Genomic DNA, 23,026 nt, shown 5'->3' with positions numbered 1-23,026 from the left:
TTCCCCGGCATGATACCCTGATACCCTTCAGGCGCGCCGGCCGGTTTCCACGCTCTGCGCGGTCCAGGCCTTCACCTGTCCGCTGAGCGTTAGGCCGAGACCCGGGCGGGTCGGCACCAGCATGCGGCCGTCCTTGATCGCCAGGCGTTCATTAAACAGCGGTTCCAGCCATTCAAAATGTTCCACCCAGGGTTCGGTCGGGTACGCGGCCGCCAGGTGCACATGCAGCTCCATGGCAAAATGCGGGGCAAGCATTAGTCCGGCATGCTCGGCCAGCGCGGCCACCTTCAGGTAAGGGGTAATGCCGCCGACTCGCGGCGCATCGGGCATCAGGTAATCCGCCGAGCGGTTTTTGATAAATTCCCAATGTTCGGCGACGCTGGTCAGCATTTCGCCGGTGGCAATAGGCGTATCAAACTGCGCCGCCAGGGCCGCGTGGCCTTCCGCGTCATAACAATCGAGCGGCTCCTCGATCCACACCAGGTTAAGCGCTTCAAAATGGCGACACATACGCTGCGCGGTGGGACGATCCCATTGCTGGTTGGCGTCCACCATCAGCGGGAAATTGTCGCCCAGATGTTTGCGTATCGTGCCGACCCGCTGGATATCCAGCGCAAAATCAGGCTGGCCGACCTTGAGCTTGATGCCGCCGATGCCTTTCTCCCGCGATATATCGGTGTTTTTCATCAATTGGTCGAGCGGCGTATGCAAAAAGCCGCCCGAGGTGTTATAGCAGCGCACCGAGTCGCGCTGGGCGCCCAGCAGACGCGCCAGCGACAGGTTGGCCCGTTTGGCCTTCAGGTCCCACAGCGCCACGTCAAAGGCGCCGATGGCCTGGGTCGCCAGCCCGCTGCGCCCGACCGACGCGCCGGCCCAGCACAGCTTATCCCAAAGCTTGGCGATATCGCTGGGGTTCTCGCCGATTAGCCCCGGCGCAATCTCCTTGGCATGGGCGAACTGGCCGGGTCCGCCGGCCCGTTTTGAGTAGCTGAAACCCAGGCCTTTATGGCCGTCGCGGGTTTCTATTTCGGCAAATAAAATGGCGATCTCGGTCATCGGTTTTTGCCGGCCGGTCAGCACCTTGGCGTCGCTTATCGGATTAGCCAGCGGCAGGAACACCGATGAAACGCGGACCCAGGCGATAGTGTCGTTATCCGCGCTGTCCGGGGTGGGCAGGGTAGTAGCCATAATTAATTCTCCTGTTGAATAAGGGTTAGGGTTAGGATTGTTTTGAGCCGGCGACAGCGCGATTAGCCTTGACGCCCGGCATTGCCGGGCCGTCGGAATCCAGGCGGCGCAGCCGGCCGACGATGACCAGATAGGCAAAGGCGCCGAGCAGGCCCATGGCGGCGACATACACCAGCGCCCAGTCAAACGAGCCGAATTTATTGATCATCAGGCCGATGGCGATAGGGGTAACGATACTGGCCAGGTTGCCGCACAGGTTAAACATGCCGCCGCTGATGCCCAGGGCGTGTTTGGGCGACACATCGCCCACGATGCACCAGCCGAGGTTGCCGACGCCTTTGGCGAAAAAGGCCAGCGACATCACCGCGATAATCAGCGGAACGGATTGCACATAGTTGGCGACGATAATGCTGCTGGATAATAACAGGCCGCTGATGATGGGGGTTTTGCGGGCGGCGGTCAGGCTGAAGCCGCGCCGCAGCATCCAGTCGGACCAGGTGCCGCCGACGATGCCGCCCAGGCAGCCGGCTACCGCCGGGATCGCCGCCGCGATACCTACCTTGAGGATGGTCATGCCCTTGGCCTCGATCAGATAGGTAGGGAACCAGGTGAGGAAAAACCAGGTGATGGAGGTCAGGCAAAACTGCCCCAGGTAGATGCCCAGCATCATACGATTGGCGCCGATGGCCTTGATTTGGCTCCAGCTGAACGGCGTGGGCGCGTCGCCGATGGACGGCAGGCCGCCGCCGGACTCGATATAATCCAGCTCCGCCTGGTTAACCCGTTTATGCTTACGCGGTTCCTGCACGACAAAAAACCACAGCAGGCCAATCAGGATGCCGGCGCCGCCGGTAAAGAAAAATACATGCTGCCAACCCCAGGTGCTGAGCAGCCACAGCATGATGGGCGTAAAGACGGCCAGCGCGGCATATTGCGCGGACTGGAATATGGCGGTGGCCATGCCGCGCTCATGGCGGGGAAACCACATGACCGTCAGCCGGTTGTTGGCGGGGAAGGCCGGCGATTCCGCAATGCCCATCAGGAAGCGTAGCACAAACAACGCCAGCAGCGCGGAGCTGAACATATCGACAAACCCTTGCAGGAACGTCAGCACCGACCAGAGGATCAGGCTGATGCCGAGCACCAGGCGCGAGCCAAAACGATCGAGGATAATGCCGCCCGGGATCTGCATGCCGGTATAGGCCCAGCCGAAGGCGGAAAAGGCAATCCCCATCGACACGGCGTCAAAACCGAGGTCTTTGCGCAGTATCGGCGCGGCAATGGACAAGGTGGCGCGATCGACATAATTGAAGATGGTGACCAGAAAAATCATCGAGAGTATCAAATAGCGAACATTCGTCTTCGCCGGGACTTTGTTATTGTTCACGTTATTTCCTTTTTGTCGGGTACTGGCACGGTTTGGTTAATTTAAAAAGGAAGTGGGGTTCGCCATGATTGCGCAATCATTTACGATCGAATGAACACCAGGTCCGGTGATTAACATGCGTAATGCTAATATGATTGCGCAATCATTCAATCAAAAGACCTGTTATTTGTGAGCCAATTCATAATAATTTTGTGGTGGCGCGATCGATAATACTGAAACCGGTGTCGATGCGCACTGGGGCGGGATCCGGGCTTTTGCCGCTAAAACGCACCAGCAGCGCCTGGGCGACCAGCAGGCCGATCCTGGCGCCGTCCACCCTGACGGTTGATAGCGCGGGAAAGACCTGCGCGGCGCTGGACAGATCGCCAAACCCCATCACCGCCAGCTCCTGCGGTACCCTGATGCCCCGGCTGGCCGCCTCGGCGAGCACTCCCTCGGCGATGGTATCCGAGCTGCAGACGATAACCTCGGGCGACCGGCCCTGGGCCAATATACGCGCCAACCCTTCACGGCCGGTCAAGAGCGTGGCGGGAGCGGGCATGATCTCGATCGGCACGTCGTGCACGCCAAGCGCCGACAGCTCGGCTATCACGCTGCGGCCGCGGCGCAAACCGCGGGCATCGTCGAGGGAGAGCAGCGAGAAGCGCCGATAGCCCTGGCGGAACAAATGAACCGCCACGTCGATACCCACCTGCTCATGGGAAAACCCGATCTGCATATCAATGGGGGAGGCGCTTAAATCCCAGATTTCAACCACCGGTATTCCCGCCTTGCACAGCTTCTCGCGACTTTCATCGGTATGCAGCGTGCCTGCGAGCACGATGCCGTCGGGACGGCGGCCCAGGATGGCGTCAAGCAGCTGCTCCTCACGCTCACTGGAATAGCCCGTCAGGCCCAGCAGGGTCTGGTAACCCTCGGCGGTCAGGCTGTCCATCAGCGCCTGTACGGTATCGGCGAAAATGGAATTGGCGATGGTCGGGACGAAAATCGCAATCAGCCGGCTTTTATTGGTGGCCAGCCCGCCCGCCAGCATATTTGGCACGTAGCCGGTGGCGCGCACCGCCGCGAACACCTTTTCCTGCGCCGCGGTGGAGACCAGCTCCGGACGGTTCAGGGCGCGGGAGACGGTGATGGGTGAAACGCCGGCTATACGGGCGACATCAATCAGCGTGGGATTTTGCGCCGGGACATGATGGGCCGCGTTTTTAGTGGATTTTTTTACCATGATTACCGTCTTGATTAAATTATCGTTTCACCCAAACCGGTAAAAAGGGTAACACATGCCGGGAAGAGTATCAGCGCAATGGTGCCATTTATGCGGCATCGATCCAATGAATATCAGACGCTTGCATTTGACTTTATCATTATGGAATCGCCCGTTGAAAAATGTCCGATAACGCTTGTTAACCGCGCCGCCCGCAGGCACTCTGCCGGGCTCCACCGCCGGAAAACAGGGTTCCGGCGCGTTAATCGACTCCCGTCGTTCCTGGCCGCGGGTTGTTCACCGATGACAATAAGGTGAGCGTGCTTTTTCATTTATCGGTGTTGAGCATACGTTTATTTTACCGACGTAATATTCATTGACATTATACCAGTTTATGTACCAGAGTGTATTGATTGATTCAAGTAACTCATTCTGGATGAATTTATAAAACAATCTAATTATTTTTTAATTACGTCTCCCGGCGATTAAATTTACATGAATTATTTTCTCTGAGATTTTTTGAGTGACTATTTGTTTGAATAATTGTATTTTAATAATAGTGTTTTAATAATTAATTAAGTTATAACTAGTTTAAAATAATTCAATGCATCGGTTCTATAGACTCTTTTCGCCGGCAAAGGCGTCAACGGCAAGAGTGTAAAACGGGCTTGGGGTAACGGCCGGCAACAATACATGGAAGCAATGGAGCGGCGCATGGCTAATACAGGAAATGATGGGCACGTCATTTATCGATCAGGCAATCCAACCCAGCTTTGGTGTTATACGCCGGCAATACTGAAAACGTCCAGCGGCAGGCTGGTGGTCACGCTGGATCTCGGCGGCCCCGGCCTGGATAACCAGCAAAAAAGCATCAATAAACGCACGAAACGCCGCGGCGTCGGCAAGATTTTCATCTCCGACGACCTGGGGCAAAGCTGGGTTGAACGCGGATCCTTTCCCTTCTGGCACGCGCGGCCGTTTGAATGCCGGGGCTGCCTGTATATTATCGGCAACGCGGGCGATCTCTATATCATCAGGTCCCGGGACGACGGCATGACCTGGACCGCGCCCGCGCCGCTGACCCGCAATGAACTATGGCATGGTTCGGCGACCAATATCCTGCAGGAAAACGGCGCCATCTATATGTGCATGGACCTGAGAACGGATCTGGCTATCACCGGCTGGAACGTCGCGGGGCTTACGCCGGTGATCTTGCGCGGCGACGACAGCGGCAATTTGCTGGAACGCCCGGCCTGGACATTTTCCGCGGGTTTCGCCTTCAAAGACAAATTTGACTACCGCGCGGCTAGCTTCGGCGAAAATTTCGGCATCCCTTTTTATCCTTCGGAGCACGCGGGGCCAAGATCCCTTACGCCGACGATTTGCGCCTCGCCGCCGGGCTGGCTTGAGGGAAACCTGGTCAGGATAACGGATCCAAAACATATCTGGCACGACCCAAATAACGCGACGCTCTATATCATCTTGCGCGCCAACACCAACGGCAGCGGTTATGCCTCGGTGCTCAAGGCGATAGAGCAAGAGGACGGCGGCATTACCCTGCATGATGTCAAGGCCCCGTCGGGCAAGGTACTGTCGTATATCCCCTTTCCCGGCGGGAGCCTGAAGTTCTATATTTTATATGATGCAATTACTCAATTATATTGGATGGCGAGCTCCATTATCATGGACTCAATGTGTAAATTATCGGAAACTCCAACCGGAAGATATAATTTGCCATCAAACCAAAGAAACATACTGGGATTGTATTATTCATCGAACTGTGTTGATTGGATGCAGGCACATATCATCAGCAAAGGTGAAACAGAGTATCACGCCAGGAACTATCCCGCATTTGTGTTTTCCGGACAGGATATATTATTGGTGGCGCGCTCCGGCGACGGCTTTGCAAAAGACGGACAATATGCAAATCTGGTCACGTTCCACACCATCAGGAATTTTCGTTCATTAGTAATTTGATAATAACAAGGGGGCTGGATGCAAAATGATTATGCTATATCCCACGCGCTGCATAAACGGGCGTCAAATATTATTCCTGGCGGTATTTCAAGTAATAACCGGGCAAACTGGCGGCCGCATCCCCTGTTTTATAAAAAAGCGCAAGGGGCGCATGTCTGGGACGCGGATGGCAATCGATACCTGGATTATGTCCTGGGCAGGGGTCCGTTGATTACCGGTCATTCCAATCCCCGTATCCTTGACGCCATTAACCGGCAGTATCAGGCGGGGCAGTTTTTTGCCGGGCAAACCGAACTGGAGGTGGTCCTGGCGGAAAAGATACGACACCTGGTGCCCGGCGCGGAAATGATCAGATTTTGCAACTCAGGGTCGGAGGCGATCCATGTGGCTCTTCGCCTGGCCAGATCCGCCACCGGCCGTGAAAAAATCATACGTTTCGAGGGGCATTACCACGGCTGGTTCGACAATATTGCATGGGGATTCAGCGCCCCTGAAGGCGCAGTACAGGGTAACGTTGCCCAACCAGGCGACCTGCATGAAAACAGCGTCCCGGTAAACAATGCCCACGGCAATGACGTCGACGGAAATAACTCCCGCCAGGACAACACCCCGATCGCCATGTCCCAGGGCCAGCCCGCCGGCGATGCCCGCAATATCATCTCGTTATGCTGGAACGACGGCGACGCGCTGGAGCGCGTGTTATCCAGCCGGGCGCATGAGGTTGCGGCGGTGGTGACCGAGCCCATCATGTTCAACAGCTTCTGGAGCAATATCCGGCCGGAAGAAAATTATTTAACCAGGATAAAAACGCTGTGCGATAAATACCACATCCTGCTGATATTCGATGAAATACAGACCGGCTTCAGGACGGCTCTCGGCGGCGCCCAGGGCTATTATGGCGTGACGCCTGATATCACCACCTTCGCCAAGGCGATGGGCGGTCCGGTTTGCCTGGCGGCCGTCGCCGGCAAAGAACGGCATATGCGCCTGCTTGCCGGCGCCGGGACCCTGCATACCGGCACCTACAACGCGTTCCCGCCATTTCTGGCCGGCGCAATAATGAACCTGGACATATTGGCTGAAAACGGCGGCGAGGCGCTGAACAAAATCCATCTGCTGAGCGAGGCCCTGCGCGCGGGACTGCAGGACATTGCCGGAGGCACGGCATTGTCCATGCAGGTCAGGGCAAGCCCCGGCGCGGTCACCACTACCTTCAGGGCGACGCCGGCGGTGGCCCGCGATTACCGGACGGCGCGCGATGGCGTTAATCAACCGCTGGTCATCGGGTGGCATGCGGCGCTGCAGGAAAGAGGCGTGAGGATTACCCCGGAAGGATTGTGGTACGTCTCTACGGCCCATAGCGTCGCCGATATCGACTATACCCTGGAACAGGCCGCCGCCGCGGTTAGGGATCTTGAACAGGCAGGGAGGGAATCATGAGCAACCAGTGCGTGAATACCGTGGCCGTACTCCTCGAACCAGGAAAGTTTTCTTTTGCCAGCCATCAGCTTGAAGAAGATATTTTACCCGGTTATGTCAGGATAAAAATAAGTTATTGCGGCGTGTGTGGAACAGATAAATCATTTTATCTCGGCCACAGGAATGAAGGTTATCCGATTTCCTTAGGACATGAGCATTGCGGGGTTATCAAAGCCATCGGCGCCGGCGTAATAAACCTGCAGGCAGGGTGCCAGGTGGTGATCGATCCTAATTTTCGCTGCGGGCAATGCCATTTTTGCCGGCAAAAAAAAGGCCATCTTTGCATCAACGGCGGGGAACAGCATTATTCCAACCGTGGTTTTGCCGGCTACATTGACATCCATCATTCCTACGTGCATAAATTACCCGCTTATCGGAATGACCATATCGGCGCGCTGGTCGAACCCCTGTCGGTGGCGCTCCATGCCCTGGCATTAAGCAACCTGTCGGACCGCAAAGGCGAAATACTGGTGCTCGGCTGCGGCGGATTGGGCACCTTACTGGCATTCGCCTTGCTTGAAACCACCGCGGCCGACCTGTATATCCATGACCATAACGAATTTAAAACCGACCATATCCGCAGCCTTTATCCGGATAGGATCAGGACCCCCAAGGCCGGGCAACGTTTTGATCTCATTTTTGAAGCCACCGGGGCCGCCGGGGGGTTTATGCTGGCGTGTGATTTACTTGAAAAATGTTCCCGGCTGATGTTGTTAAGCCGATATCATGCCGACGAGCCGTTTATTCCGGAAAGACTGCCGTGGAAACAGCCTGAAATAACGCTTTGTCACCTGAACGGCGACATCATTAATATGACCGACGCGGCATTGCTGCTGGCGGATAATTGGAGCGCGCAGCATGATAATCTGCTCAGTTTTCATTCTTTCGAGGATATCAATAATGTCTTTGCTAATTATGGAAAGATAAAATCAAATAAAAAAATCATCACTCATGAGCAGCTCTGACCCTGGTCTTCAAACGAGGTAAATATGGACGTTATCACTATTATCCCCAGCCGGTTGGCTTCATCCAGGTTACCGAACAAAGCGCTGGCCGATATTCATGGCGTACCCATGATTGTTCATGTCTGGCGGCGGGGAATGGAAGCCAATCTCGGCCCGGTCATTGTCGCCTGCGGCGATGAGCAGATTGCCGATGCCGTTCGCGGCGCGGGAGGCGAGGCCGTCATAACGGACCCACGGCTTATCAGCGGTTCGGATCGGGTATTTGCGGCGCTTAAATCGATCGATCCCGGCGGAAAGTATGAGGTGATCGTTAATTTGCAGGGAGATATGCCGACCGCCGACCCCGCGATGCTGACGGCGCTGGTGGCGCCGTTATGCGATCCCGATACCGAGATAGCGACGCTGGCATCCCTTATCGCTACCCCGGCCGAGCGGCTTTCCGACAGCGTGGTCAAGGCGGCGATTTCCCTGCAGGCAGGCGGCAAGACCGGGCGGGCCGTTTATTTCAGCCGCAACACCATCCCCTGGGGCTGCGGCGGGCACTATCACCATATAGGCCTTTATGCCTATAAGCGCGACGCGCTGATAAAATTCGCCCAATTGCCGCCCGGTCCGCTTGAACAACGGGAAAAGCTGGAACAACTGCGTGCGCTGGAGAACGGCATGCGCATTGATATTTCCATCGTGGACGTTAATCCACTCGGCGTCGATACCCAGGACGACCTTGATACAGCGCGGCGCCTGCTGGCCTAAAACATCATCGTCTTTTCATCGGGATGAGGAAACACATGAATAAGCAATCGATAATACAAATTGGCAGCAGGGTGGTCCTTAAGGAAGCCGAAGCGTTATACGCAATGTCCGACTCACTGTGCGACACGGGGTTTTATGAGGCGGTTAATTTGATTCATTCGTCCACCGGCCATGTCGTGATCCTCGGCGTGGGCAAAAGCGGCCATATGGGCCGCAAAATCTGCTCCAGCCTGTCATCCACCGGCACCCCAAGCTTTTTTATCCATCCGGTCGAAGCGAAACATGGCGATCTGGGCATGATAATGGCTAATGACATTATTATATTAATTTCTTACAGCGGCAAAACCGATGAGATCATGCATTTGATTCCTTTTTTAAAACAACGGGGGATCCCGATGATAGCCATCACCGGGAATAGCCGGTCTCCCCTGGCGGAAAGCGTTGATATCGATATCTCGTTTGATATCAAGGGCGAGGCCTGCCTATTTAATATCGTGCCCACGGTGAGCGCGAGCGCCACGCTGGCCATCGGGGACGCCATCGCTATCGCGCTGATGGAATTAAAGGGATTTTCAGATAAGGATTTTTCTAAAAACCATCCGGCGGGAAATCTGGGCAGGCGGCTGGCAACACGATAAGAGGATTGCTTAACGGCATTGCCTAGCAAAGCCGCTGAGGCGCTGATGGACGTAATCTTTTTGCTCAAGGCTCCGCAGGGTCATCGCCGCAGGGAACTCCCGGTCTAAAAACGCCACCTACCATAACCATTTAGGGATGAGGGGGATGCGATGGATATGCGGTTAGGTGGTTCGGCGCTGGCGATGCCCGGGAGTTTTTCAGCGGCGCCGCAAAGGATCGCCGATGGCCGGGACCGGTGCGACGGCGCACGCAAAACCACCCGCCGATAGCCGGGGCGGCGGAGCATGCGCAACCGCCGGCCAGATGCCGCGATCGTAGCGGCCGCGCATGCAAACCAGCCCCGGCGGCGGCCTGCTTCAGGGCTACAGCAGCTTATGTGTTATGGAGTATTTAATTATGTCGGCGTTATTGGCGAATTTCATTTTTTCCATCATGCGCGATTTATAGGTACTGACGGTTTTATTGCTGATGGACAAGGACTCGGCAATGGCGTTAATGGTTTCGCCGTGGGTCAGCAGTATCATGATTTGCCGCTCGCGCATGGTGAGGTTTTCATGGGCAAACCGGCCGCCGTGAATATATTCGGCAAAGACGATTTGCTCCGCCAAATCATGGTCGATATAGCGGGATCCCCTGGCGACGCGTCTGATAGCCACCAGCAGCTCATCGGGATTTTTGTCTTTGGTGATATATCCCAGGGCGCCGCATTTCAGCATCCGGTGGGCTATTTGCGGCTCATTGAACATGCTGAGCACCAGGATGGGTAAAGACGCATAACGCGACAGGATGCGGTGGATCAGATCCTCGCCGCTGATGCCGGGCATGGAAATATCCAGCAGCAGCAGATCAACGGCGCCGGGGCGCAATTTCTCCAGCACCTGTTCGCCGTCGGCGGCCTCGGCGACCACTTTGATATCGCTGTCCAGCAGGAAAATCTGTTTTAAACCTTCACGCATGATGGCGTGATCGTCCGCTATCATTAAACGTATTGTTTCGCTCATAGGCCATACCTTGCGTTGCGTCGTTTAAAAGTCCGGTGGCCGGGACAGGCTGTCTACCCGATCGGCAGCGTCAAACGGATTAAGGTTCCTTTGCCGGGCGCGCTGTCGATAGTCACCGCGCCGTTAAGCATGGCGACGCGTTCCCGGATGCCGAGCAGGCCAAACGCATTTTTAGCAATACGCTCGGGCCGGAAACCGCGGCCGTTGTCACGAATCAGGATCTGCAGGGTTTTTTGATTGAGCTGCACGATAAGGGTGACTTTGGTTGCCATGGCATGGCGCGTAACGTTGGTCAGCGACTCCTGCACCACGCGGAACACCGTCGTGCTGCTTTCCTCGTCCAGCCTGACGTCATTTTCATCCGGCGCAATCAGCACGCAGCCGCATTGGTTATGGCGGATAAACTCATCGCGCAGCCATTCCAGCGCCGGGATCAGGCCCATGTTCAACACGTTCGGCCGCAGGCGCGTCGAGATATCCCGCACGACGTGAATGGTGCTGTCCACCAGCGCCATCAGGTTGGCCATCTGTCCGGCATAGATATCATCGACCGGATCCCGACCGCCGGTATGCCCGCCGGCGCCACGTGTACCGCCATTCGCGCCGATACGCCCACCGGCGTCAATACCGGCATGGTTGCCGGCTTGCATCGCGGTATGAGCCTCGGCATTCATACTGACGCCCGCATCGGCATTCGTCCCGGCATTCTTATGCGCAGCGCCACGCTCATTTTTTGCCAATTGCATATTCATCAGCGATAAGCCGACGCGCAGCGAGGTCAAATGCTGCCCCAGTTCGTCATGCACTTCGCGGGCAATATGCTTGCGCTCCAGCTCGCCCCGAGCGTTTTGCGTGCGCGCCAGCATCCTCAACTGGCGATGGCTTTCCCGCAGCTGTCTTTCCGTTTCCCGGAATTGGGTAATATCCCGGCCGATGGTCAAAATGCTTTTTATCTGCCCGAGCAGGTCAAATTCGGCCACGCAGCGCACGTGCACCACTTTCTGCGTACCGCCGATCTCCAGGGCCAGTTCGCCCTCGCTGCTTTTACCCGAGGGCAGGGTGCTGGTCACCAGTTTAAACAACCCCATGCCCGCCTCATGCCAGGGAATGCAATCGGTCAGCTTCCAGCCTTCGGCCTGGCGCAGATCGCAGCCCAACAGGTCTAATACCGACGCGTTGACGTAGACGCAGCGCATGTTGAGATCAAAGCGGGCAATCAGCTCCGGCGTATTTTCCACCAGCGAGCGAAACTGTTGCTCCTGTTCTAGTCGCCGTAGCGTTTGCTGCTTGATATCCCGAATATCCCGCACCACGCACAGGATATGTTCCGGTCGATGAACAGCGTAATGGCTGGAGCTGATTTCCACCGGTATTAAATTACCGGCCCGATCGCGATGCTGGGAGGTAAACCGTATCCCGTTCGGCTGCATGCTGAGTTTCCACCACAGCATGCTGACATCCCGATCCTTAAGCTCATGGTCAACATCCGAAAGCCGTAGCTGCGTCATTTCATGGTGTGTATATCCCAGCATACGGCAGGCTTTATTATTGATATAAACCAGCTCTAACTCTTGATTAACCAGATAGATTGCATCATTGATGCGATCCAGGACAAAAGAGGGAGAAATAATCATGTCCATATCGGCGTTTTTCATTGAGTTTCCGCAAAAAATTTCGGATAAATTCATATTTTATTCTGCTTTGATAGATTAATAAAAATCGCATGTCAGGTTATAAGGGTGTTAAGGATAAGTATTATAGCATCGGTTTATAACGGCAAGGCCTTTTCTTGCCGTTATAAGGGTGTTACCGTCACAAAATAACAGAAAAAGCATTAAAATTTGATATTTTATAAAAAAAGCGAACAACGTCTAAAAAAATAACAATACCCTTCACAAACCGGTGCTGTTTTTCAATGACTCGCGCACCCGGGATAATCGTGAGCGCACCGTGCCGACGGGAATATTAAGTACGGCGGCAACGTCCTGATAACTGCCGTCGCGCTCGACCAATATTGACAGCATTTCTTTAATCTGCGGCGAGAAATTTTCAATTGATGCCATGGCTATCCGCAGCAGTTGGGCATTTTCAATAATATGGCATGGGTCATTATCATGGGTCAGGTCATAGGTGTCCTCTTCGTTTAGTACATCGGTAAGATATTGCCCTTTATGGGTTTTATAGTGGTTTCTTATCAGATTAAGCGCAATGCCGAATACCCAGGTTTCTGGCTTGGAGGCTCCGGAAAATTTATGACAGTTTCTTAACACCTCCAGATAAGTCATTTGCGCCAAATCTTCAATATCCTCTTTATTAGCCACACGTTTACGGATGAAGTTCTGCAGTTTTTTTTGTTGCTGACGGAAAATATCTTCCCAGTTAACGAATGGGAGACAAACCCTATCAAATGATATTTCAACAAGAGCATCAGTCATTTAAATTCTCCTGAAATTAGTTTTATATATTGCAGGAGAGCCAAGGCAATATACATGCCAAATTCATATGCAAGGTTAACGGTTGTTTTTAATTAATATTTAATGGCGGATAAGAATATTCTGAGAATGTTTTTTCCTGCGTGCCGGCTGATTTGTGCCATTTTTTTCACAACCCACGCCGGCGTTATTTCGAATGCGGTGAAATCTCAGCGGTGAATACACAATCATGGGAACTCTTCGCTAAAAACGACCACAGAAACTCAACGTGAAACGATGAGTGACCTTTCCACTATGTCAAAAGTACCGCAGTCCGCTCCGTTTAATCCCGGCCTGGGAAAATCTCCCGCGCCGCCGGATGAATCCGCGCTGCCGCCCGCCGGCGGCGCGGTGAAATCCGATGCCGCTTCGTTTCGTTCCGTCCTGGCCACCGCCGACGACGCGAAAGAGGAAATCGGCATGCTGTTTGGCGAAAGGGAAGAGTACAAAAGCAAGAGTCTCGAGAGCCGGGAGGTGAATATCCGGCATTTGAAGGGCAACCGCGGCGCGGTTGAGCGTATCCAGAGCCTGATCGGCCTGTATCAATTGCTGGATGGGCAGCAGCAGGGGCGCCTGGAAAAGCAGCTCGTCGCCATACGCCAGGCGTTGATGTCAGGCGGCGGGGCGCGGCCACCCGCCGTCGGGCAACTGATCGACGCGGCCGATAATGACGCCGCGCGCTGCGATGTGCTGCTGGGCATGACGCTGACTAACGCCCGGGAGAAGGGCGATACGCGGATTGCCGCCCTGGCGGGGGAAGCGCTGGAACAGCTCCATCAGCAGCGCGGCCGGGAAGTTAACGCCGGTTTGAACACCGCCGCGGCCATTGCCGCGTTTACCTCCGATCCGCAGGTAAAGCAAAAGATGCGCGCCATTTATTACGAGAGCATTGTCCATCAACAATCGGCCTACGCCATGCTGGATCAACTGCTGGCGCATTTCGGCCAGCATTTTCCCGCGGCGCTGCGCGCCTTCCAGCGGGCGTTGGCGGATGAAATCGTGGCGTTGGCGCCCTCCATTACCATCCGGGCGCTGCAAAAAATCCACACCGATCTAAACCAGACGGTGCAGATTTCCCATCTGCTGGCGGTGAGCGAACAGCTGTTGCAGCGGCTGAGGGCCAAACTGCCGTTGACCAGGATCAATATGGGCGCGGTGGATTTAGCCCGTCAGCTGCTTAATTACGGTAACCAGGGTATTTACCGCGATGATTTTAAACATCTCGGCAGCAAACTGGTCGGCAATAAGCCCTATCCGCAATCGCTGCTGTTCAACGGCCTGTTGACCCTGGTGAATCAAATGCCGATCTCGTTATGGCGCGAAAGTAAATACCGTTTCGCCGCGCTGGCGGCGCTTCGGGCGCTGAACGGCCAGTTGGGCGGCAACCGGGCCAAAGCGTCCGTGCCGCCGCGAATCAGGGGCTAAGGGCGCGGCATGCACACCTTATTTCTGCTGCTTAACCGGATTGCCATCAGCGCCATGCGGCGATCGGAAATCGTCGGCGCGCTGTTCGCGCTGGCCATTGTGTTTATGCTGATTATCCCGCTGCCCCTGGGGCTTATCGACGCGCTGATCGCCACCAATATTTGTCTCTCGTCGCTGCTGGTGGTGCTGGCGATGTATTTGCCCAAACCCTTGGCGTTTTCCTCGTTTCCCGCCGTCCTGCTGTTAACCACCATGTTTCGCCTGTCGTTATCCATTTCCACCACCCGCCAGATCCTGGTGCAGCAGGATGCCGGCCATATCGTGGCGGCGTTCGGCAACTTTGTGGTGGGCGGCAACCTGGCGGTGGGCATGGTGATGTTCCTGATCCTGACCGTGGTGAATTTCCTGGTGATCACCAAAGGCTCGGAACGGGTGGCGGAAGTGGCGGCGCGTTTTACCCTCGACGCCATGCCGGGCAAACAAATGTCCATCGACAGCGATTTGCGTGCGGGGTTGATTGACGTGGCGCAGGCCAAACTCCGCCGTACCGATCTGGCAAAAGAGAGCCAGCTGTTCGGCGCCATGGACGGCGCCATGAAATTCGTCAAAGGCGACGCCATTGCCGGGCTGGTGATTTTGTTCATTAACCTGATTGGCGGATTTAGCATCGGCCTGCTGCAGCTGGATATGGCGGCGGGCGACGCCATGCATACCTTTTCCATCCTCACCGTCGGCGACGGACTGATAGCGCAAATCCCCGCGCTGCTGATCTCCCTGACCGCCGGGATGATTATTACCCGCGTGTCATCGGACGGCGACGCGCTGGAGAACAATATCGGCCATGAAATCGCCGAGCAGCTGACCAGCCAGCCCAAGGCCTGGATCCTCTCCTCCCTTGGCATGCTGGGGTTTGCGCTGCTGCCCGGCATGCCGACCCTGGTGTTTTTGACGCTTGCCGCCGCCACCCTGGCCACCGGCAGTTTCCAGGTATGGCGCGCGCGCCGGGAAATCAGCAAGGCCAGGCCGCAGATTGAAAACGAAGTTGTCCCGCCGGAATTAAACGGCAAGGAAGACCTGCGCGAGTTTAACGCCTCGCGGCCATATTTGCTCCAGTTCGCCGGCAGCGCGCGCGCCGAGCCGGAAACCCTGGAACTGGTGCAGGAAATCCGTCGCCTGCGCAACCGCATCGTGTACCACTTCGGCTTTACCTTGCCCGCCTTCGATATTGAGTTTGTCGAGGATATGCCCGCCGATGAGCTGCGTTTTTCTGTCTATGAAATTCCCAAAGTGGCGGGCACCTTTAACGTGCCGATGACGGCGGTGGCCGCAAGCCTGGGGGACAGCCTGTCCGACGCCGATCGCGCGGGCGTGGCGGCGGGCATGGAAAACCGTCATGAACAGCAGTGGTTATGGCTGCCCGCCGGCCATCCGCTGCTGGGCGACGCGGCGGTAAAACGCTGGACGCCGCGCGAACTGTTGCTGATGCGCATGGAAAACGCGCTGCATGCCAGCAGCCCCCGGTTTATCGGGCTACAGGAGACGCGATCGCTGGTGACTTGGCTGGAAAGGGAACAGTCCGAACTGGCGCAGGAATTACAGCGCGTCATGCCGATTGCGCGCTTTTCCAGCGTGTTGCAAAACCTGGTGGCGGAACGCATCCCCCTGCGTTCGGTGCGCGCCATCGCCGAGGCGCTGGTGCTGCATGGCCAGCACGAACGCGACGTGAGCCTGCTGACAGATTTGGTGCGCATTACGTTAAAAGAACACCTCTGTTATCAGTACGCCGGCGAAGACGGGCTGTACGCCTGGCTGCTGACGCCCGAAGCGGAGGAACTGCTGCGCGACGCGCTGCGCCAGACGCAAAACGAGATTTTTTTCGCCCTGACGCAGGAACAGTCGGTGGAACTCCTCGGCCAGGTGCGCGCGGCCTTCCCGCCGGGCAGTGAGCGGCAGGCGGTGATCCTGGTGGCGCAGGACCTGCGCAGCCCGATGCGCGGCCTGATCCAGGAAGAATTCCATCACATCCCGGTACTGTCGTTCGCCGAACTGCAGGTTTCCTTGTCTGTCAACGTGATGGGACGGTTTGATCTGGTCAATTCGCCAACGGCCTTTGATGCTTAGGAGGAAAATATGTTCGAGCTGCGCGTCCTGACGGGGCGTCACCAGGGAGCGGCGCTGCCGCTTTGCGGTGAGCGCTGGGTTATCGGCCGATCCGGCGAGGCCGATCTGCAACTGACCGATGACGATGTGGCGTCTTGCCACGGCCTGCTGTTAAGCGCCGGCGACGGCTGGCGGCTTGAGGCGCTGGAAGGCGGATGGCGCGACGCATCCGGCGCGGCCATCGGCGCGCCGGGCGTTCTGCCGGTGGATGCGCCGTTTGCCGCCGGCGGCGCCTGGTTGTGTGTCAGCGGCGCGGCGACGCCTTGGGGAAACGTCGCCATTCCCACGGTAGCGCTGGCGACCACTCCGCCGGCGGCCGGGGGCGCGGACGTTCCGCCCAACCGGGATAAACACGCGCGCGGCTGGCCCAAATCACTGCAAATCACCGTCTTCAGCCTGATGGTGCTGCTGACCATTACCGTGGCGAGCTGGATCCTCCAGCCGTCGATGGCGCAGATCTCCACCCAGGAACCCCAGCGTCCCTATCTGTCCACCCTGCAGGAGCTGCGTCCCGCGCTGCTGGCCATGCTGCGCGATCGCGGCCTTACCCCGGCGGTGCGGATCGATATGGATAAAAATAAGCTGATCCTGTACGGCTCCCTGGATAAAGAGCAGCAGGCGCTGCTGGCCAGGATGCTGCTGCGCTTTCGCGCGCAATATACCCTGGTGCCGAAGCTGGTGAACAACACCCGCCCGCGCGAGACAACCCTGCCGTTTCGAATTGTGCAGATCACCTCCGGCGCGCGCGCCAACGTGGTAACGGATAAGGGCGACCGTCTGTTTATCGGCGACGAGGTGGATCAGCTGCGGCTGGTGGCCATTACCGCCAATGAAATTGTGTTTAACGGACGGGATGAAATCAAGGTGAAATGGTGACGGGCATCGGGAACGAGGCGCTGGACCGCTGGTGCCGGCAGCAGCAAACGCGTCTGGCGGCCTTCGCGCCGGTGACGGCGACGGGGCGCATTACCGGCATCAGCGGCATCCTGCTGGAAAGCCGCCTGCCGCATGCCCGCATCGGCGATCTTTGCCGGATAGAGGGCAAGGATAACGCCGACGTGCTGGCGGAAATTGTCGGCTTCAACCCACAGCATACCCTGTTGTCCGCCCTGGGCCCGCTGGACGGCATCGCCCAGGGCGCCCGGGTCACGCCGCTGTACCTGCCACACGGTATCCGCGTGTCCGCGCGGTTGCTGGGCGGCGTGCTGGACGGATTCGGCCGTCCCATCGTGGCGGGGGGGACCGGCGCGTTTGCCGAACCAGGCGACTATGGCGGCGCGGTGGGCGTGCTGGGCGGGGCGCCGTCGCCCACCGACCGGCCGCTGATTGATACCCCGCTGCCCACCGGCCTGCGCGCCATCGACGGTCTGCTGACCTTGGGCGTCGGGCAGCGGGTGGGCATTTTTGCCGGCGCCGGCTGCGGCAAAACCACGCTGCTGGCCGAGCTGGCGCGCAATACGCCCTGCGACGTCATCGTATTCGGCCTGATAGGCGAGCGTGGACGGGAGCTGCGGGAATTTCTCGATCATGAACTGGACGCCGGCCTACGCAACCGCATGGTGCTGATCTGCGCCACGTCCGATCGCAGCAGCATGGAACGCGCCCGCGCGGCTTTTACCGCCACCGCCATAGCGGAGGCGTTTCGCGACGCGGGCAAAAGCGTGCTGCTTATCCTGGACTCCCTGACGCGTTTTGCCCGCGCCCAGCGCGAGATAGGGTTGGCGCTGGGCGAGCCGCCCGGGCGCGGCGGATTGCCGCCGTCGGTGTATACCCTGTTGCCGGGGCTGCTTGAACGCGCGGGACGAACGTCATCCGGCGCCATTACCGCGCTGTATTCGGTCCTGATAGAGCAGGACTCCATGAACGATCCGGTGGCCGACGAGGTGCGCTCGCTTATCGACGGACATATTGTGCTGAGCCGGAAGCTGGCGGAGCGCGGGCATTATCCGGCTATCGACGTGCCGGCGAGCCTGAGCCGCGTCATGGCCAATATTATCGGGCCGGAGCAGCGCGGGCAGGCGGTGGCGGTGCGGCGGCTGATGGCGGCCTGGCAGCAGGTGGAGATGCTGATACGCCTGGGTGAATACCAGCCGGGTTTCGATGCGCTGACCGACGCGGCGGTGGGGGCCCAGGACGCCATTAACGATTATTTGCGCCAGGGGACGCGCGAGCCAGACGATTTTGCTGAAATACTGCGCCGGCTGGCGGAGGTGAGCGATTATGCGCCGGCGCTGTAGCCAGGATGATGACCACGGCCACGGCTGCGGGCAGGACAACGTCGCTGGCCTGACGCCGGTGTTGTTCCGGCGCAAACAGAAACGCCATCCCGCGCTGGAGCCGGAAAGCGTCGCTGACGGCCAGGAGCGGGCGCTGTCGCGCGCGCTGCGTCTGCTGCTGCCGATCCGCCGCCAGCGGCTGCTGCGCTGCGAGCAGCGGCTGCGGGAACAGCAGCGCCAACTGCGGTTATCGGTCGATCGGGCCGGGGAGGAAGAACGCCTGCTGACCGGGCAACGCCAACGCTATGCCCTGCTGCGCGATGGGTTCGAGCGCGAAAACCGCGGCCGGCGCCAGCGGCTGGAACAACTGGACCGGACGCTGGCGCAGGAACGGCGGGAGCACGGACGGGTGGCGCGGCATCAGGGCAACCTGCAACAGCTGGCGCGGGAGCGCGAGGCGCTGCAGTCCGTCCTGGCGCAGGCGCGGGAAGACGCCCGCCGGCGGCAGCGCGAGGTTGAAAAACTCGAATTATTGTTAACCCAACTGCTAACGCAACAACAGGAGACGTTATGAGCACAACCCATGCCTGCCGCGACGTCCCGGCGTCCGGGCACGCAGGCGTCAGGGCGGACGCGGCGGCGAAAAAAACGGCGCATCATCCCCGCGCGCCGGACGCGAGGCCGTGCGCCGGCCGCGAACGCGGGGCGGGGAATGCCGCAGTGAACGCGGCGTGCCGGCCGCAGGCGGACGCCAGGCGCGCCCTGGACCATGAAGATGAACTGTTCGGCGCGCTGCTCGGCGGCGCCGTCGACGACCGGCGGGCACCGTTATTGATGGCGCCCTTGCAGATGCCGGACGCGGGAACGGCCGGCGAGGCGCAGGCGGGCGGCGGCGCGTCCGCGATGCTTATCTGGCTAACGCTGGAGCCGGAGCTGGCGCGGCCGCTTGCCGCGGCGCCCGCCGACGGTATGGCGATGACGCTGCTGCTGCCGAAGCTGGGGGCGGTGGACGCGCGTTTTGCCCCGCTCAAACCCGACGGCTGGGATATTGCGCTGCGGTTTAATCCGGACGTCTGGTCCTCGCTGGCGCAGCATCGCGAGCGCTGTCGCCATGCGCTGCGCCAGCGCCTGGCTTGCCGGGTCAGGCTGTCGTTTGCGCGCCGGGACACGGACGTATGACGCCGCTGCCGTTGCCCCGCATCGCCCGCGCCGTCGCGCGGGCGCGCGGTCGTCTGGGCGGCGGCCGCGATTACCCGTTTACGCTGAACGGCGAGCAGGGCGTGCTGCGCCTTAGGCCGGCCGCCGCCGTCAGCGGCCGTTGCGGCATGCCGGAGGCAGCGGCGCCGTTAGCCTCGGGCGTGCGGCCCGGCGATATAAGCGGCGGTCGCGACGGCCAGGACGCGCCGGTGCTCTCCGCTGCGGGCGTGCGGCCTGGCGATATAAGCGGCGGTCGCGACGGCCAGGACGCGCCGGTGTTCTCCGGTGCGGGCACGCGGCCTGGGGATATGAGCGGCTGTCGCTGCGAGCATGGGCTGCTGCTGCTGTCGGCCGCCGGGCCGGCGCTGGGCCTGATGGCCGACTGCCCGGCGCTGCCGATAGCGGAAAACAATGCCGATCCCGCGTCCTGTCCGGGCTGGTACTGGTCGCTCTATAACCAACTGCTGGCCACGGAGCTGCAGGCGCTGTTCGGCAGCCTGCGGGCCGTGCCGCCGCAGTCCGTCGGCGATGCGGTAACGCTGGAGCTGACGGTGACGCTTGGCGATCGGCGCGCGCGCAGCCTGCTGTGCCTGTCCGCCGGCACACTGCGCCGGCTGCTGGATATATCCGGCTGGCGCCGGGTTCAGGCGCCGCTGCCGCAGGATCTGGCGCTGGCCCTGCCGCTCACCCTGGGCACGCTGACCCTGTCCCTGGACGACGTCGGCTCGCTGCGGCCGGGCGACATGCTGCTGCCGACCGGGCGTTGCTTTTCGCCGGCGGGCGAAGGCCGCGTGCGCTGCGGATTATTGACGCTGCGGGGGCAACTGCGGCCCGGTGCGGACACAATGACGCATTTTTACATCACAACCATGGAGAATACCGACGTGACAATGAATTCGGATGAACTAGACGATGACCAGCCCCAGGCATCGGACGCGGGGGAGGAGTGGGAAACCGGTCCTTTAACCGACGCGTCGGCGTTCGCGCCGCTGCCGCTGCTGTTATCAGTACGCTGCGGCCAGTTAAAAATGACGCTTGGCGCGCTGCAGCGCCTGGCGCCGGGGGCGCTGCTGCTGGTGGAAAATGTGCTGCCGGGCGAGGCGGTGCTCTGTCACGGGGAATATGCGCTGGCCAAAGGCGAGCTGGTGGACGTGGAGGGCCAACTGGGACTAGAGATTACCCAGGTGTTCTCCGCGTGCCGCGATCCGCTGCGCGGGGGGGCTTAGTCACCGTTATGGACGCTATCTCACTGGATCCGATGAAGCTAACGCTGTTTCTCGGGGCGCTGTCGCTGGTGCCGGTGCTGATGATTGTCTGCACCTGCTTTTTGAAAATATCCATGGTGCTGATGCTGACGCGCAACGCCATGGGGGTGCAGCAAATCCCGCCCAATATGGCTATCTACGGCATCGCGCTGGCGGCGACGCTGTTTGTCATGGCCCCGGTATTCAGTGATATGGCGCAGCGCGTCAGGGATATGCCGCTCGACGCCAGCTCGGTTGAACGCCTCGACTACACGGTTCAAAACGGCGCCGCGCCGCTGAAGACCTTTATGGCGCGCCACACCGACCCGGATATCCTGTCCCATCTGCTGGATAACGGGCAGCGCATGTGGCCGAAAGAGATGGCGCGCGACATTACGCACGACAGCGCGCTGCTGGTGATCCCCTCGTTCGTGCTCTCCGAGCTGCAAAGCGGATTTAAAATCGGTTTCCTGATTTTTATCCCGTTTATCGTGGTCGACCTGATCGTGTCCAACGTGCTGCTGGCGCTGGGAATGCAGATGGTCTCGCCGATGACCATATCACTGCCGTTGAAGATCCTGCTGTTTGTGCTGGTCAGCGGCTGGACGCGCCTGCTCGACGGGCTTTTCTACAGCTATTTGTGAGGCGCGGATGGACATACTGAACCTGTTTCGCCAGGGCATGCTGATGGTGGTGATCCTGTCGGCCCCGCCGCTGATTGTCGCGGTGGTGGTGGGCGTCATTATCTCGCTGCTGCAGGCGGTTTTGCAGCTCCAGGATCAAACCTTGCCCTTCAGCATCAAGCTGGTGGCGGTAGGCGTCACCCTGGCGCTGACCGGACGCTGGATAGGCGTCGAGCTCATCGGGCTGGCGCAAACCGCCTTTACGCTGATGGAAACCGTGGGACGCTGATATGTGGGGAACGATACAGTTTGACGTCTATCACTTTATCCTGGCGCTGGCGCTCGGCATGGCGCGTATTTTCCCCTGCCTGCTGCTGACGCCGGTGTTTTGCTTTAACGCGGTCAAAGGCGCGCTGCGCTCGGCCATCGTGCTGGCGCTGGCGCTGTTTCCCGCGCCGGTTATCCAGCGGCAGCTGGCGGCGGAAGATCCGGCGCTCTATACCCTGGCGGCGATGGGACTGAAAGAGGCGCTGGTGGGGGTGGCGCTGGGCCTGCTGATGGCGATGCCGTTCTGGCTGTTTGAATCGGTCGGGGCGCTGTTTGACAACCAGCGCGGCGCGTTGATGGGCGGACAGCTTAACCCGCAGCTTGGTCCCGACGCCACGCCGCTGGGTTTCCTGATGCAGCAGACGCTTATCCTGGTGCTGATGACCGGGCTTGGCCTGTCGACCATAACGCAGGTGCTCTGGGACAGCTACCGGCTATGGCCCGCGACCGCCTGGCTGCCGTTTCCCACGGAACAAGGTTTTAAGGTCTGGCTCGGCATGCTCTCCGATCTGTTTACCCATATGGTGCTGTACGCCGGGCCGCTGGTGGGCCTGCTGCTGCTGGTTGATTTCAGCGTCGGCATCCTCAGCCTCTACAGCCCGCAGATGCAGGCGACGGTGCTGGCGATGCCGCTGAAGTGCCTGCTGGGCATGCTGTTTTTTGTGCTCTACCTGCCGATCCTGACCCATGCCGGCGGCGAACGGTTATACGGCCTGGCCGGGTTGACGGCCCTGTTGCCCCGGCTTATCCAGTGATACAGGACCCCCGCC

At 58.8% G+C, this 23,026-nt stretch carries 21 protein-coding genes; 15 read left to right on the top strand and 6 right to left on the bottom strand.

The genetic code is table 11. The features are described from left to right. Nucleotides 1-27: 27 nt before the first annotated feature. From GRH90_RS11675 to GRH90_RS11665, 3 genes are all read right to left on the bottom strand, one after another. Nucleotides 28-1,188: an L-talarate/galactarate dehydratase gene (locus GRH90_RS11675; protein ID WP_162366118.1), complete on the bottom strand. Its 1,161-nt coding sequence runs from the start codon at nt 1,186-1,188 to the stop codon at nt 28-30. A gap of 31 nt (nt 1,189-1,219) precedes the next feature. After that, complete coding sequence (locus GRH90_RS11670; protein ID WP_178113127.1) at nt 1,220-2,521, bottom strand: MFS transporter; 1,302 nt, start codon at nt 2,519-2,521, stop codon at nt 1,220-1,222. Nucleotides 2,522-2,753: 232 nt separating this feature from the next. After that, on the bottom strand, nt 2,754-3,800 hold the full coding sequence (locus GRH90_RS11665) for a LacI family DNA-binding transcriptional regulator (RefSeq protein WP_162366116.1): 1,047 nt from the start codon (nt 3,798-3,800) through the stop codon (nt 2,754-2,756). A 693-nt stretch (nt 3,801-4,493) separates the two neighbouring features. On the opposite strand from GRH90_RS11665, the gene GRH90_RS11660 reads away from it, so the two are divergent. Genes GRH90_RS11660 through GRH90_RS11640 form a run of 5 tightly spaced genes read left to right on the top strand, consistent with a single transcriptional unit; the run spans nt 4,494 to nt 9,591 of the window. Then, on the top strand, nt 4,494-5,756 hold the full coding sequence (locus GRH90_RS11660) for a sialidase family protein (RefSeq protein WP_162366115.1): 1,263 nt from the start codon (nt 4,494-4,496) through the stop codon (nt 5,754-5,756). 18 nt (nt 5,757-5,774) lie between these two features. Beyond that, the gene (locus tag GRH90_RS11655; protein ID WP_162366114.1) at nt 5,775-7,196 is read left to right on the top strand and encodes an aspartate aminotransferase family protein; all 1,422 of its coding nucleotides are present in this window, start codon (nt 5,775-5,777) and stop codon (nt 7,194-7,196) included. Next, nucleotides 7,193-8,200 carry an alcohol dehydrogenase catalytic domain-containing protein gene (locus GRH90_RS11650; RefSeq protein ID WP_162366113.1) on the top strand — a complete coding sequence of 336 codons (1,008 nt, stop codon included), beginning with the start codon at nt 7,193-7,195 and terminating at the stop codon, nt 8,198-8,200. Before GRH90_RS11655 ends, GRH90_RS11650 begins: the two co-directional genes overlap by 4 nt. A gap of 24 nt (nt 8,201-8,224) precedes the next feature. Continuing rightward, entirely contained in the window at nt 8,225-8,953 is a 729-nt protein-coding gene (locus GRH90_RS11645) for a 3-deoxy-manno-octulosonate cytidylyltransferase (protein WP_162366112.1), read from the top strand. Nucleotides 8,954-8,988: 35 nt separating this feature from the next. After that, complete coding sequence (locus GRH90_RS11640) at nt 8,989-9,591, top strand: KpsF/GutQ family sugar-phosphate isomerase (protein ID WP_162366111.1); 603 nt, start codon at nt 8,989-8,991, stop codon at nt 9,589-9,591. 363 nt (nt 9,592-9,954) lie between these two features. Here the strand turns inward: GRH90_RS11640 and GRH90_RS11635 are convergent, their stop codons facing one another. The 3 genes from GRH90_RS11635 to GRH90_RS11625 all read right to left on the bottom strand — a co-directional run bounded on the left by GRH90_RS11635 (nt 9,955) and on the right by GRH90_RS11625 (nt 13,028). Further along, nucleotides 9,955-10,593, bottom strand: a complete 639-nt coding sequence (locus tag GRH90_RS11635; RefSeq protein ID WP_162366110.1) for a response regulator — start codon at nt 10,591-10,593, stop codon at nt 9,955-9,957. 53 nt (nt 10,594-10,646) lie between these two features. Further along, entirely contained in the window at nt 10,647-12,248 is a 1,602-nt protein-coding gene (locus GRH90_RS11630; protein ID WP_162366109.1) for a PAS domain-containing sensor histidine kinase, read from the bottom strand. Between the two features lie 237 nt (nt 12,249-12,485). Continuing rightward, nucleotides 12,486-13,028, bottom strand: coding sequence for an RNA polymerase sigma factor (locus GRH90_RS11625; RefSeq protein WP_162366108.1), 543 nt, complete (start codon nt 13,026-13,028; stop codon nt 12,486-12,488). A gap of 291 nt (nt 13,029-13,319) precedes the next feature. On the opposite strand from GRH90_RS11625, the gene GRH90_RS11620 reads away from it, so the two are divergent. Genes GRH90_RS11620 through sctT form a run of 10 tightly spaced genes read left to right on the top strand, consistent with a single transcriptional unit; the run spans nt 13,320 to nt 23,011 of the window. Next, a complete protein-coding gene (locus GRH90_RS11620) occupies nt 13,320-14,489 on the top strand; it encodes an HrpJ domain-containing protein (RefSeq protein ID WP_162366107.1) in 1,170 nt (389 codons plus the stop codon). 9 nt (nt 14,490-14,498) lie between these two features. Beyond that, nucleotides 14,499-16,610, top strand: coding sequence for a type III secretion system export apparatus subunit SctV (gene sctV / locus GRH90_RS11615; protein WP_162366106.1), 2,112 nt, complete (start codon nt 14,499-14,501; stop codon nt 16,608-16,610). A gap of 9 nt (nt 16,611-16,619) precedes the next feature. Then, nucleotides 16,620-17,525, top strand: a complete 906-nt coding sequence (locus tag GRH90_RS11610) for an FHA domain-containing protein (protein WP_162366105.1) — start codon at nt 16,620-16,622, stop codon at nt 17,523-17,525. Beyond that, nucleotides 17,519-18,886, top strand: coding sequence for a FliI/YscN family ATPase (locus GRH90_RS11605; RefSeq protein WP_162366104.1), 1,368 nt, complete (start codon nt 17,519-17,521; stop codon nt 18,884-18,886). Before GRH90_RS11610 ends, GRH90_RS11605 begins: the two co-directional genes overlap by 7 nt. Continuing rightward, nucleotides 18,870-19,439, top strand: a complete 570-nt coding sequence (locus tag GRH90_RS11600) for a hypothetical protein (protein WP_162366103.1) — start codon at nt 18,870-18,872, stop codon at nt 19,437-19,439. The genes GRH90_RS11605 and GRH90_RS11600 overlap by 17 nt, the downstream gene beginning before the upstream one ends. Continuing rightward, nucleotides 19,436-20,044, top strand: coding sequence for a type III secretion system HrpP C-terminal domain-containing protein (locus GRH90_RS11595; RefSeq protein WP_162366102.1), 609 nt, complete (start codon nt 19,436-19,438; stop codon nt 20,042-20,044). The genes GRH90_RS11600 and GRH90_RS11595 overlap by 4 nt, the downstream gene beginning before the upstream one ends. Further along, a complete protein-coding gene (locus GRH90_RS11590; protein ID WP_162366101.1) occupies nt 20,041-21,288 on the top strand; it encodes a FliM/FliN family flagellar motor switch protein in 1,248 nt (415 codons plus the stop codon). Before GRH90_RS11595 ends, GRH90_RS11590 begins: the two co-directional genes overlap by 4 nt. A gap of 8 nt (nt 21,289-21,296) precedes the next feature. Then, nucleotides 21,297-21,950, top strand: coding sequence for a type III secretion system export apparatus subunit SctR (sctR, locus tag GRH90_RS11585; RefSeq protein WP_162366100.1), 654 nt, complete (start codon nt 21,297-21,299; stop codon nt 21,948-21,950). A 7-nt stretch (nt 21,951-21,957) separates the two neighbouring features. Next, the gene (gene sctS / locus GRH90_RS11580; RefSeq protein ID WP_162366099.1) at nt 21,958-22,218 is read left to right on the top strand and encodes a type III secretion system export apparatus subunit SctS; all 261 of its coding nucleotides are present in this window, start codon (nt 21,958-21,960) and stop codon (nt 22,216-22,218) included. A 1-nt stretch (nt 22,219) separates the two neighbouring features. Further along, nucleotides 22,220-23,011: a type III secretion system export apparatus subunit SctT gene (gene sctT, locus GRH90_RS11575; protein WP_162366098.1), complete on the top strand. Its 792-nt coding sequence runs from the start codon at nt 22,220-22,222 to the stop codon at nt 23,009-23,011. Nucleotides 23,012-23,026: the final 15 nt, after the last annotated feature.

Origin of the sequence: Acerihabitans arboris, from assembly GCF_010131535.1 — a bacterium.
In the GTDB taxonomy this organism is placed as follows: Bacteria; Pseudomonadota; Gammaproteobacteria; order Enterobacterales; family Enterobacteriaceae; genus Acerihabitans; species Acerihabitans arboris.
The sequence above is the reverse complement of the archived record's forward strand: the minus strand, read 5'-3'. Positions and strand labels throughout refer to the sequence as shown.